Origin of the sequence: Pseudomonas tehranensis, from assembly GCF_014268615.1 — a bacterium.
Classification (GTDB): Bacteria; Pseudomonadota; Gammaproteobacteria; order Pseudomonadales; family Pseudomonadaceae; genus Aquipseudomonas; species Aquipseudomonas tehranensis.
Genome location: NZ_JABWQV010000151.1, coordinates 1 through 11,684 on the forward strand (window position 1 = coordinate 1; position 11,684 = coordinate 11,684).

Annotated in this window: 9 protein-coding genes; 7 read left to right on the top strand and 2 right to left on the bottom strand. The window is 61.1% G+C overall.

What is annotated here, in order from left to right; genetic code table 11:
• The first annotated feature begins 154 nt into the window (after nucleotides 1-154).
• Both HU811_RS18885 and HU811_RS18890 read left to right on the top strand, forming a co-directional pair.
• Nucleotides 155-1,114, top strand: a complete 960-nt coding sequence (locus tag HU811_RS18885) for a tRNA dihydrouridine synthase (RefSeq protein WP_092400391.1) — start codon at nucleotides 155-157, stop codon at nucleotides 1,112-1,114.
• 120 nt (nucleotides 1,115-1,234) lie between these two features.
• Nucleotides 1,235-1,687 (top strand): Hsp20 family protein, encoded by a 453-nt coding sequence (locus tag HU811_RS18890; RefSeq protein WP_003203872.1) that lies wholly within the window; start codon nucleotides 1,235-1,237, stop codon nucleotides 1,685-1,687.
• A gap of 242 nt (nucleotides 1,688-1,929) precedes the next feature.
• Here the strand turns inward: HU811_RS18890 and HU811_RS18895 are convergent, their stop codons facing one another.
• Nucleotides 1,930-5,208, bottom strand: a complete 3,279-nt coding sequence (locus tag HU811_RS18895; RefSeq protein WP_186657455.1) for an EAL domain-containing protein — start codon at nucleotides 5,206-5,208, stop codon at nucleotides 1,930-1,932.
• A gap of 69 nt (nucleotides 5,209-5,277) precedes the next feature.
• Entirely contained in the window at nucleotides 5,278-6,168 is an 891-nt protein-coding gene (locus tag HU811_RS18900; protein ID WP_092400395.1) for a LysR family transcriptional regulator, read from the bottom strand.
• Between the two features lie 156 nt (nucleotides 6,169-6,324).
• On the opposite strand from HU811_RS18900, the gene leuC reads away from it, so the two are divergent.
• The 5 genes from leuC to asd all read left to right on the top strand — a co-directional run bounded on the left by leuC (nucleotide 6,325) and on the right by asd (nucleotide 11,600).
• Nucleotides 6,325-7,743, top strand: a complete 1,419-nt coding sequence (gene leuC / locus HU811_RS18905) for a 3-isopropylmalate dehydratase large subunit (RefSeq protein ID WP_092400397.1) — start codon at nucleotides 6,325-6,327, stop codon at nucleotides 7,741-7,743.
• 11 nt (nucleotides 7,744-7,754) lie between these two features.
• On the top strand, nucleotides 7,755-8,399 hold the full coding sequence (leuD, locus tag HU811_RS18910; protein WP_186657457.1) for a 3-isopropylmalate dehydratase small subunit: 645 nt from the start codon (nucleotides 7,755-7,757) through the stop codon (nucleotides 8,397-8,399).
• 135 nt (nucleotides 8,400-8,534) lie between these two features.
• The gene (locus HU811_RS18915) at nucleotides 8,535-9,299 is read left to right on the top strand and encodes a class I SAM-dependent methyltransferase (protein WP_092400401.1); all 765 of its coding nucleotides are present in this window, start codon (nucleotides 8,535-8,537) and stop codon (nucleotides 9,297-9,299) included.
• A 51-nt stretch (nucleotides 9,300-9,350) separates the two neighbouring features.
• Nucleotides 9,351-10,433 carry a 3-isopropylmalate dehydrogenase gene (leuB, locus tag HU811_RS18920; protein WP_047229243.1) on the top strand — a complete coding sequence of 361 codons (1,083 nt, stop codon included), beginning with the start codon at nucleotides 9,351-9,353 and terminating at the stop codon, nucleotides 10,431-10,433.
• A gap of 54 nt (nucleotides 10,434-10,487) precedes the next feature.
• Nucleotides 10,488-11,600 carry an aspartate-semialdehyde dehydrogenase gene (gene asd / locus HU811_RS18925; protein WP_047229242.1) on the top strand — a complete coding sequence of 371 codons (1,113 nt, stop codon included), beginning with the start codon at nucleotides 10,488-10,490 and terminating at the stop codon, nucleotides 11,598-11,600.
• Nucleotides 11,601-11,684 lie beyond the last annotated feature (84 nt).

The window sequence follows — 11,684 nt, forward strand, 5'->3', positions numbered from 1 at the left end:
TCGCGAGCAAGCTCAGCTCCCACAGGGATTGGCGGTGGCCCCCGATTCTGTGAACGCTCCGGAGCCCGCTCCCACAGGGGATTTGTGGTGAATGCCGGGTATGTGGGCAAAATCCGGTAAACTGCCGCACGTTTTTCGTTGAGTGTGTTTTTCCATGCAAATTGCCCTGGCGCCCATGGAGGGGTTGGTTGACAACATCCTGCGGGACGTTCTGACCCGTGTTGGCGGTATCGACTGGTGCGTGACCGAGTTCATTCGCATCAATGACCGTCTGCTCACACCGGCCTATTTCCACAAGCTTGCCCCTGAGCTGCTGACCGGTGCCCGGACCGCTGCCGGCGTGCCGCTGCGGGTGCAATTGCTGGGTTCCGATCCGGTGTGCCTGGCGGAGAACGCCGCATTGGCCTGCGAACTGGGTTCGCAGGTTATCGACCTGAACTTCGGCTGCCCGGCCAAGACTGTGAACAAATCACGGGGTGGGGCGGTGTTGCTCAAGGAGCCGGAGCTGCTCAACGAAATTGTCGAGCACGTGCGCCGCGCGGTGCCCAGGCACATTCCTGTCACCGCCAAGATGCGCCTGGGTTTCGACAGCCCGGATGGGGCGCTGGTGTGTGCCACGGCATTGGCCGAAGGGGGGGCGGCGCACATTGTGGTGCATGCGCGGACCAAGACCGACGGCTATAAACCACCGGCCCACTGGGAGTGGATCCCGCGGGTTCAGGAAGTGGTCAAGGTCCCGGTGTTCGCCAACGGCGATATCTGGAGCGTCGAAGACTGGCGCCGCTGCCGCGAGATCAGCGGCGTGGAAGACATCATGCTCGGCCGTGGCCTCGTTTCCCGTCCTGATCTGGCCCGGCAGATCGCTGCGGCCAGGGCCGGGGAAGAGGTGATCGAGCTGTCCTGGGCCGAGTTACAACCCATGCTCCAGGACTTCTGGGTGCAGGTGGTCGAGCAATTGACCCCACGCCAGGCGCCCGGCCGGTTGAAGCAGTGGCTGGCGATGCTGACCCGTAATTACCCCGAAGCGGTGGAGCTGTTTACCGCCCTGCGCCGGGAAACCGACCTGGACGCGGTAGGCCGTTTGCTCGGCGTGCAGCGCACCGAAGCGGCCTGAAAAAAATTTCAAAACAACCTCTTGAAAAGTTTTTGGCGGTCCCTAGATAGGGATTACGCGATGCCGAATTCGGGTCGCGGAGACAAAAAACCTTGCTGAACTTTTCAGGAGATTTGAATCATGAGTACCGCATTTTCTCTGGCCCCTCTGTTCCGTTCCTCGGTGGGCTTCGACCGTTTCAACGACCTGTTCGAAACCGCCTTGCGCAACGAACCGGGCAGCAGCTATCCACCCTACAACGTGGAAAAACATGGCGATGACGAGTATCGCATCGTGGTCGCCGCCGCCGGGTTCCAGGAAGAAGACCTGGACCTGCAAGTGGAAAAAGGTGTGCTGACCATCAGCGGCGGTAAGCGCGAGGCGAGCAACGACAGCGTGACCTACCTGCACCAGGGTATCGCCCAGCGTGCGTTCAAGCTGTCCTTCCGGTTGGCCGATCATATCGAGATCAAATCCGCCGGCCTGAGCAACGGTCTGTTGAGCATCGACCTGTTGCGAGTGATCCCGGAAGAGGCGAAAGCCAAGCGCATCCCGATCAACGGGGCGCAGCAGCAACCCGCGCTGCAAAACTGATGCATCGCAACTGAAGAAGGGCGCCCAATGGCGCCCTTCTTCGTTGTGGAATTACAGTGTGAAGATTCCATTGTGGCGAGGGGATTTATCCCCGTTGGGCTGCGAAGCGGCCCCAAAAACCAGTCGCCTCGGTATGTCGGGCGGGTCAGTGTCGTTCAATTCTTTGGGGCTGCTGCGCAGCTCAACGGGGATAAATCCCCTCGCCACAGTGTCATTCCACAAGGGTTTGTTCCATAGCGCTATTACGGCAACAACCGCTCAAACCCCTCCAGCGGCAACGGCCGACTGTGAAGGTAGCCTTGGTACAAATGGCAACCCAGCCCCTGCAGGAAGCTCAGTTGCTCCAGGGTCTCCACGCCTTCGGCAATCACCTCCAGCTCAAGGCTGCGGGCCATGGCGACGATGGCGCGGATGATTTCGGTATCGTTGGGGTCGCTGGTGGCGTCGCGCACGAATGACTGATCGATTTTCAGGGTGTCCACCGGCAGGCGTTTGAGGTACGTCAGCGACGAATAGCCGGTCCCGAAATCGTCCATGGCGAAGCTCACCCCTATTTTTTTCAGGCGACGCATCTTGGCGATGGTGTCGTCCAGGTTCTGGATCACGATGCCCTCGGTGATTTCCAGCTTGAGCATGGCGTTAGGCAGGCCATAGGTGGCGAGGCAGCTTTCGATGCGCTCGACGAAGTCGCTCTGGCGGAACTGCCGCGGGCTGATATTCACGCACAGGCTGAATTGCAGCGGATCGATCTTGCCCTTGGCGATCAGTTGTTTGAAGCCGTTGCAGGCCTCCTCGAGGATCCAGGTTCCGACCTCCAGGATCAGCCCGCTGTCCTCCAGCACTTTGATGAATTCATTCGGCGACTGGGCGCCCAATTCGGGGTGATGCCAGCGCACCAGCGTTTCAGCGCCGATGATGCGGTTGTCCCGGGCGTCGACCTGAGGTTGGAAATGTACGCTGAATTCCCCTCGGGCCAAGGCCTGGCGCAGGTCGGTTTCCATGCGCAGCCGTTCGCTGGCGGCTTTTTGCATGGTGCTATGGAACATTTGTGAGGTGTTGCGCCCCGAATCCTTGGCGCGGTACAGCGCAATGTCGGCGCGCTTGAGCAGGTCGGTGGGGGTGGAGCCATGGTCCGGAATCAACGCCATGCCGATGCTCGGCGTGACCTGCAACCGTTGGCCATCGAGAAACATCGGCTCCGACAGTAATTCGCGCAGGGTGTCGGCCAGGTTCTGTACCTGTTGGCTCACTGCGTTGCGGGTGCCTTCCAGGCCGCTGAGCAGCACCACGAATTCGTCGCCGCCCAGCCTCGCCACGGTGTCTTCCAGGCGCACGCTGGCTTCCAGGCGCGCGGTGATGATTTTCAGCACCGTGTCGCCCACCGGGTGACCCAGGGAGTCGTTGATGTGCTTGAAGTGGTCCAGGTCCAGAAACAGCAGGGCGCCCCTCAGGTTATGGCGCTTGAGCAAGGCGATCTGCTGGCTCAGCCGATCCATCAGCAAGGCGCGGTTGGGCAGGTTGGTCAGCGGGTCGTGATAGGCCAGGTGGCGGATCTGTGCTTCGGCATTGCGCAACAGGCTCACGTCCCGGGCGGTCAGCAACAGGCAGGCCGTTTCATTGAGCATGATGGGTTCGACTGAGACCTCCACCGTGAGGATCTCTCCGCGTTTATTGCGCCCGAGCATTTCCTGGTGATGCACCCGGCCCTTGAGCTCCAGTTCGGCCAGCAGCGCCATGCGTTGTTTTTCTTCGGCCCAGATACCAACCTCGTAGACCGTGTGCCCGATCACTTCGTCGGCGCGGTAACCGGTCAGGCGGCAGAAGCCGTCATTGACTTCGAGGTAGCGACCGCTATCGCGTTCGGTAATGGTGATGGCGTCAGGGCTGGAATGGAAAGCCTTGGCGAATTTCTCCTCGCTGGCCTTGAGGGCCGCTTCGGAGCGCTGCTGCTGGGAGATGTCCCGCAGGGTGGTGACGATGCAGGGCTGGTTGCCGACATTGATCTGACGACTGGAAATGACGCATGTCAGCGGCTGGCCGTTTTTATGGTGGACGACGACGGCCACGTTGTTCAGGGAGCGCTCGCGTATGACTCTTTCGATGCGTTGCAGGCTGCTCCCCGAGGCATCCCACAGGCCAATTTCGTCGGCGCTCAGGCCGATCACATCGGTGGCTGACCAGCCGAAGGTCTGGGTGAAGCTGGAGTTGATTTCAATGAATCGGCCGCTGTCCTGATGGGTGACGCAGATCGGGTCGGGACTGACTTGAAACAGCGTGGCGAATTTCTCTTCCGATGCCGCCAGGCTCTGTTCGCGTTCCACCTGGTCAGTGATATCCAGCAAGGTGCCGGCCATGCGCAACGGGCTGCCATCGTCGTTACGATAGAGGCGTGCGCGGCTCTCCAGGTAGCGGGAGCTGCCGTCCGGCATTTGTACGCGGTAGGTCAGTTGATAATTCCCCGCCGGGCCTTCCCGCAGGCTGCGGTAGGCGTTGCGCATGTTGTTGCGCTCGTCATCGGGCACCCCTTCGAAAAAAGCATCGAACGACTCGTGGAACGGCTTGGGCTCCAGGCCATGCAACTGCGCCGCCCGGGCCGAGCCGTAGAGCATGCCGCTGGGAATATGCCAGTCCCAGGTGCCCAATTGTGCCGAGTCGAGGGCCAGATCGAGGCGTTCCTGGCTGTCCTTGAGGGCTTGTTCGGCGAGTTTGCGTTCGGTGGTATCGAGGAAGGTGCTCAGCAGGTAGGGCTGGCCTTCCAGCTCGACCTTCTGGGCGCTGAGCAGGCCGCTGTGGATCTGACCATTGCTGGCTTGCAGCTCCACCTCCAAACTCGCTATTTCGCCATTGGCCTTGAGAGTCTCCACCAGTTTTGCCCGTTGCCCGGGGTCGACCCATAGGCCCAGCTCCAGCGTCGTACGGCCGATGATGTCGTGCAGCGGCCAGCCGAACAGACTTTCGAAGTACTGGTTGGCCTCGATGATCAGCCCATCTTCCTGGCGGGTCAGCAGCACCATGTTCGGACATAGATGAAAGAGCGTGGCGAAGCGTTTTTCCGAGTTGCGAAGTGCCTGCTCCCGTTCGCGCTGGTGCGTGATCTCCCGGATCACTCCGATCATCCGCGGGCGGCCGTGTTTGTCGGGTAATACGCTGCCGTTGATTTCCAGCCAGTGCAGGCTGCCGTCGGGCCAGACGATGCGGTGGTGCATGGCCTGTTCCAGGGGCGCACCGGCCACTGCCGCATGAAAGGCGCGGATGGCCTTCGCCCGGTCTTGGGGGAGCAACAGGTCCAGATAGTCCACATCCGCCGGCAATGGCTGGCGCGGGTCGAAGCCGAACAGCGCCTGGGTGCCCCGCGACCAACTGATCCGCCCGGTATCAATGTCCCACGACCAGGCTCCCAGCCGCGCGCCGTTCAGGGCGGCCAGCAACTGTGGGGCGCTGTCCCAGCTTTGCTCGGACCGTTTAGGGTCTAGCGCCTGAATGCGTGGCAGGGGCGGGAATTGGTCAGCGGATTTGGGCATTATCTCGCGAGCCTTGGGCAATTTGGGGCGTTGGGCGCAGGCGTTTCGGCTCTATAGGAGTAGCACAACCTATGCCCTTTTCCCTGGCAGATCGATTTGTGCGTCCAGTAAGGACATGAAAGCCCGTGCAGCATTCGATAGCGTCCGTTCGGTGTGCAAGATATAGCCTAGCTGGCGACTGAGCTGTATGCCTGGCAAAGGAATGCGTGCCACCTGGTCATCGAGCATGGTGCGTGGCAGGACGCTCCAGGCCAGGCCGATGGAGACCATCATTTTTATGGTTTCCAGATAATTCGTGCTCATGGCGATGTTCGGCGTCAGGCCCTGGGCTTCGAACAGGCGTTGAACAATGTGGTGGGTAAAGGTATTGCCGCCGGGAAAAACCGCCGGATGCAAGGCGATGTCTGCCAGGCTGACCGGGCCGTTGTCCAGCAGCGCGTGCTCCGGCGCCACCACGAAGTCCAGGGGGTCGTCCCACACCGGCGTGGCGCGCACCAGCGTGTGCGGCTCCGGGGCCAGGGTGATGACGGCCAGTTCCGCCCGACCGTGGAGAATTTCTTCGTAGGCCACTTCCGAATCCAGGAACTGAATATCCAGTGCTACTTGTGGGTAGCGTCGGGTGAACTCCCTCAATAGCGGGGGCAGTCGATGCAGGCCGATATGGTGGCTGGTGGCGAGCGTCAGGCGTCCGCTCACTTCACCAGTCAGGTTGGTCAGGGCGCGGCGGGTGTCATCCAGCACGTTAAGAATCTGATAGGCCCGTGGCAGAAGGGCTCGGCCGGCCTCGGTCAGGCCGACTTCTCGGCCGAGCCGATCGAACAGACGCACTTTGAGCTGTTGCTCCAGCCCGGCGATACGCTTGCTGATGGCCGGCTGGGTCAGGTGCAGGCGTTCGCCGGCGCCGGAGAAACTGCCGGTCTCGGCGATGGCGATAAAGGCGTTGAGGCTGGCGAGGTCCATGGTCGTCCTGGTCGAATTCCAAATAGTTATGCAAAGCATGAAAAATATGAATTTGAGTTATTTAATGTAGCCTCATAAGATCAGCCTCACAAGCCAAGGGGTTATTGATTCATTCAGGACCCGGGGCATAGAAACAAGCTGATGAGGAACCGTCTGATGGCCGGCAAAACGCTCTACGACAAGCTCTGGGATTCGCATTTGGTCAAGCAGCGCGACGATGGTTCGGCGCTGATCTACATCGACCGTCACATCATTCACGAAGTGACTTCGCCGCAAGCCTTCGAAGGCCTGCGTCTGGCCGGGCGCAAGCCGTGGCGCATCGATGCCAATATCGCGACCCCGGACCACAACGTGCCGACCACACCGGAGCGCAAGGGCGGCATCGAAGCCATTGCCGATCAGGTGTCGCGCTTGCAGGTTCAGACCCTTGACGATAACTGTGACGAATACGGCATCGTTGAATTCAAGATGAATGACGTGCGCCAGGGCATCGTTCACGTCATCGGCCCGGAGCAGGGCGCGACCTTGCCCGGCATGACCGTGGTCTGCGGCGACTCCCACACCTCCACCCATGGCGCGTTTGGCGCCTTGGCCCACGGCATCGGCACCTCCGAGGTCGAGCACGTGCTCGCCACCCAGTGCCTGGTCGCCAAGAAAATGAAAAACATGCTGGTGCGCGTCGAGGGCAAGCTGCCGTTTGGCGTGACTGCCAAAGACATCGTCCTGGCCGTGATCGGCAAGATCGGTACCGCCGGTGGTAACGGCCATGCCATCGAGTTCGCCGGCAGCGCCATCCGCGATTTGTCCGTGGAAGGGCGTATGACCATCTGCAACATGTCCATCGAAGCCGGCGCTCGTGTCGGGCTGGTGGCCGCCGATGAAAAAACCGTGGAATACGTCAAGGGCCGTCCGTTCGCCCCCAAAGGCGCCGAATGGGACATGGCGGTCGAAGCCTGGAAAGACCTGGTCTCCGACGCCGATGCCAAGTTCGACACGGTGATAGAGCTCGACGCGACCCAGATCAAGCCGCAAGTCAGTTGGGGCACTTCCCCGGAAATGGTTCTGGCCGTGGACCAGAACGTGCCCGATCCTGCCAAGGAGATGGATCTGGTCAAGCGCGACTCCATCGTTCGAGCCCTGAAATACATGGGTTTGAGCGCCAACCAGGCGATCACCGACATTCAGCTCGATCGCGTGTTCATTGGCTCCTGCACCAACTCGCGGATCGAAGACCTGCGCGCAGCGGCGGTGATCGCCAAGGGCCGCAAAGTCGCCTCGACCATCAAGCAAGCCATCGTGGTGCCAGGCTCAGGCCTGGTGAAGGCCCAGGCGGAAGCTGAAGGTCTGGACAAGATTTTCCTCGAGGCCGGTTTCGAATGGCGTGAGCCTGGGTGCTCGATGTGCCTGGCGATGAACCCGGACCGTTTGGAGTCGGGCGAGCATTGCGCCTCCACCTCCAACCGTAACTTCGAAGGCCGTCAGGGCGCCGGTGGCCGCACGCATCTGGTCAGCCCGGCCATGGCCGCCGCCGCCGCCGTCAACGGCCGTTTCGTCGACGTCCGTGAATTGATCTGAAGGAGCGCAGCATGAAAGCTTTTACCCAGCACACTGGTCTTGTCGCGCCTCTGGATCGTGCCAACGTCGACACCGACCAGATCATCCCCAAGCAGTTTTTGAAGTCGATCAAGCGCACCGGTTTCGGCCCGAACCTGTTTGACGAGTGGCGCTACCTGGATGTGGGCCAGCCATACCAAGACAACTCCAAGCGCCCGTTGAACAAGGATTTTGTACTCAACGCCGAACGTTACCAAGGCGCCAGCGTGTTGCTGGCCCGCGAAAACTTCGGCTGCGGCTCCAGTCGCGAACACGCACCATGGGCCCTTGAAGAGTACGGCTTTCGCAGCATCATTGCGCCGAGCTACGCCGACATTTTCTTCAACAACAGCTTCAAGAACGGCTTGTTGCCGATCATCCTCAGCGACGCTGAAGTGGATGAGTTGTTCCAGCAGGTCGAGGCCAACCCCGGCTATCAACTGCAGATCGACCTGGCCGCCCAGACCGTGACCCGTCCTGACGGCAAGGTGTTGAATTTCGAGATCGATGCATTCCGCAAGCACTGCCTGCTCAACGGTCTGGACGACATCGGCCTGACCTTGCAGGACGGCGAGGCGATTGCCACGTTCGAGGCCAAGCACCGGGCGAGCCAGCCTTGGTTGTTTCGGGATGCTTGATGGATTGATATAGGCAGTACCGGCCTCATCGCGAGCAGGATCGCTCCCACAGGGTTTGTGGGCGCCGTCAGTCCAATGTGGGAGCGAGCCTGCTCGCGATGAGGCCAGAACAGACACCGCAAAAAGGAAGTCCCCATGACCACCACCGCCCACAGTCAGGTCGTACAAAAGCAATTCGGCGAACAGGCCTCGGCCTATCTGAGCAGTGCCGTGCACGCCCAGGGCACCGAGTTCGCGCTGCTCCAGGCTGAGTTGACAGGTCATGGCGATGCCCGGGTGCTGGACCTGGGCTGCGGCGCCGGGCACGTGAGTTTCCACGTCGCGCCGCTGGCCGGTGAAGTGGTGGCCTATGACTTGTCCCAGCAAATGCTTGACGTCGTGGCCGCTGCGGCGGTGGATCGTGGCCTGAGTAACATCACCACGGTGTGCGGCGCTGCCGAACGCCTGCCGTTCGCTGACGCTGAGTTCGACTTCGTGTTCAGCCGCTATTCGGCGCATCATTGGAGCGATCTGGGCCTGGCGCTGCGGGAAGTGCGCCGGGTGCTCAAGCCGGGTGGAGTGGCGGCGTTCATTGATGTCCTGTCACCCGGCATACCGCTGCTGGACACGTACCTGCAAAGCGTTGAGGTGCTGCGTGACACCAGTCATGTTCGCGATTATTCGGCCGGCGAGTGGTTGCGCCAGGTCAGCGAGGCGGGGTTGCATACCCGCAGCACCACGCGCCAGCGTCTGCGCCTGGAGTACCAGTCGTGGGTCGAGCGCATGCGCACCCCCGAAGTGATGCGTGGGGCGATCCGTGAGCTGCAGCGATCGATGGGTGTTGAGGTGCGTGAGTATTTTGAGATTGAGGCCGATGGTTCGTTCAGTACAGACGTACTGGTGCTGTGGGCCGAGCGATAGCACTTTTTCCGACCCGTCCAAGCGCGGGCCGACAGAGCAAACGAGGAAAACATGAGCAAGCAGATTCTGATTCTCCCAGGCGACGGTATTGGCCCGGAAATCATGGCCGAAGCGGTCAAGGTCCTGGAGCTGGCGAACGACAAGTACGGCCTGGGCTTTGAACTCAGCCACGATGTGATCGGCGGCGCTGCGATCGACAAACACGGCGTCCCCCTGGCCGATGAAACCCTGGATCGCGCCCGTGCCGCCGACGCCGTACTGCTGGGCGCCGTGGGCGGCCCGAAATGGGACAAGATCGAGCGCGACATTCGTCCAGAGCGCGGCCTGCTGAAGATCCGTGCGCAACTGGGCCTGTTCGGCAATCTGCGTCCGGCGATCCTCTACCCGCAACTGGCCGACGCTTCGAGCCTGAAGCCGGAAATCGTTTCGGGCCTGGACATCCTCATCGTTCGTGAACTGACCGGCGGTATCTACTTCGGCGCCCCGCGCGGCACCCGTGAGCTGGATAATGGCGAGCGTCAGGCCTACGACACCTTGCCGTACAGCGAGAGCGAAATTCGCCGTATCGCCCGGGTCGGTTTTGACATGGCACGGGTGCGCGGCAAAAAGCTGTGCTCGGTGGACAAGGCGAACGTCCTGGCTTCCAGCCAACTGTGGCGCGAAGTGGTCGAGCAGGTGGCCAAGGATTACCCGGACATCGAACTGAGCCACATGTACGTCGATAACGCCGCGATGCAACTGGTGCGCGCGCCCAAGCAGTTTGACGTGATCGTCACCGACAACATGTTCGGTGACATCCTGTCCGATGAAGCATCGATGCTCACCGGCTCCATCGGCATGCTGCCGTCGGCCTCCCTGGATGCCAACAACAAAGGCATGTACGAGCCATGCCACGGTTCGGCGCCGGACATTGCCGGGCAGGGCATTGCCAACCCGTTGGCAACCATCCTGTCGGTGTCGATGATGCTGCGCTACAGCTTCAGTCTCAATGACGCGGCTGATGCCATCGAGAAGGCGGTCAGCGTGGTATTGGATCAAGGTTTGCGCACGGGCGACATCTGGTCGACCGGTTGTACCAAAGTCGGTACGCAGCAAATGGGCGATGCAGTAGTCGCCGCGTTGCGTAATCTGTAATCTTTGCGGCCCACCGCTTCGACGGTGGCCCACTTTTGTATAGGTGTAGTTGCGATGAAACGTGTAGGTCTGATCGGTTGGCGCGGCATGGTCGGTTCCGTGCTCATGCAGCGAATGCTGGAAGAGCAGGATTTCGATCTCATTGAACCGGTGTTTTTCACCACTTCCAATGTCGGTGGCCAGGGCCCGTCCGTGGGCAAGGACACCGGTGCGCTCAAGGATGCCTACAGCATTGACGAGCTCAAGACCCTCGACGTGATCCTGACCTGTCAGGGTGGCGACTACACCAGCGAAGTCTTCCCGAAACTGCGTGAAGCCGGCTGGCAGGGTTACTGGATCGACGCCGCCTCCAGCCTGCGCATGCAGGACGACGCGGTGATCATCCTCGACCCGGTGAACCGCAAGGTCATCGACCAGCAACTGGACGCGGGCACCAAGAACTACATTGGCGGCAACTGCACCGTCAGCCTGATGCTGATGGGCCTGGGCGGTCTGTTCGAAGCCGGTCTGGTGGAATGGATGAGCGCCATGACCTATCAGGCGGCCTCCGGGGCCGGCGCGCAGAATATGCGTGAACTGATCAAGCAAATGGGTGCGACCCACGCCGCTGTCGCCGATGACTTGGCCAACCCGGCCAGCGCCATCCTGGACATCGACCGCAAGGTCGCCGAGGCGATGCGCAGCGATGCGTACCCGACCGAGAACTTCGGCGTGCCGCTGGCCGGCAGCCTGATCCCGTGGATCGACAAGGAACTGCCGAACGGCCAGAGCCGTGAAGAGTGGAAGGCCCAGGCCGAAACCAACAAGATCCTCGGTCGCTTCAAGAGCCCGATCCCGGTGGACGGCATCTGCGTGCGCATCGGCGCCATGCGCTGCCACAGCCAGGCGCTGACCATCAAGTTGAACAAAGACGTGCCGATCGCCGACATCGAAGGACTGATCAGCCAGCACAACCCTTGGGTCAAGCTGGTGCCGAACAACCGCGAAATCAGCATGCAGGAGCTGAGCCCGACCAAGGTCACCGGCACCTTGAACGTACCGGTGGGTCGTCTGCGCAAGTTGAACATGGGCTCGCAATTCGTCGGTGCCTTCACTGTCGGCGACCAGTTGCTGTGGGGCGCGGCCGAACCGCTGCGTCGCATGCTGCGGATTCTGCTCGAACGTTGATCGGTCACTGCTGTGAAAGAACCCGTGCCTTGTGAGAGGTGCGGGTTTTTTTATGGAGCTGAACGCACGGTCAATTGTGGGAGC

Bases quoted from the DNA above. Each gene is read 5' to 3' on its own strand.
- leuC (WP_092400397.1), top strand. From the start codon at position 6,325: ATGGCCGGCAAAACGCTCTACGACAAGCTCTGGGATTCGCATTTGGTC.
- leuD (WP_186657457.1), top strand. From the start codon at position 7,755: ATGAAAGCTTTTACCCAGCACACTGGTCTTGTCGCGCCTCTGGATCGT.
- HU811_RS18915 (WP_092400401.1), top strand. From the start codon at position 8,535: ATGACCACCACCGCCCACAGTCAGGTCGTACAAAAGCAATTCGGCGAA.
- HU811_RS18885 (WP_092400391.1), top strand. From the start codon at position 155: ATGCAAATTGCCCTGGCGCCCATGGAGGGGTTGGTTGACAACATCCTG.
- leuB (WP_047229243.1), top strand. From the start codon at position 9,351: ATGAGCAAGCAGATTCTGATTCTCCCAGGCGACGGTATTGGCCCGGAA.
- HU811_RS18900 (WP_092400395.1), bottom strand. From the start codon at position 6,168: ATGGACCTCGCCAGCCTCAACGCCTTTATCGCCATCGCCGAGACCGGC.
- asd (WP_047229242.1), top strand. From the start codon at position 10,488: ATGAAACGTGTAGGTCTGATCGGTTGGCGCGGCATGGTCGGTTCCGTG.
- HU811_RS18895 (WP_186657455.1), bottom strand. From the start codon at position 5,208: ATGCCCAAATCCGCTGACCAATTCCCGCCCCTGCCACGCATTCAGGCG.
- HU811_RS18890 (WP_003203872.1), top strand. From the start codon at position 1,235: ATGAGTACCGCATTTTCTCTGGCCCCTCTGTTCCGTTCCTCGGTGGGC.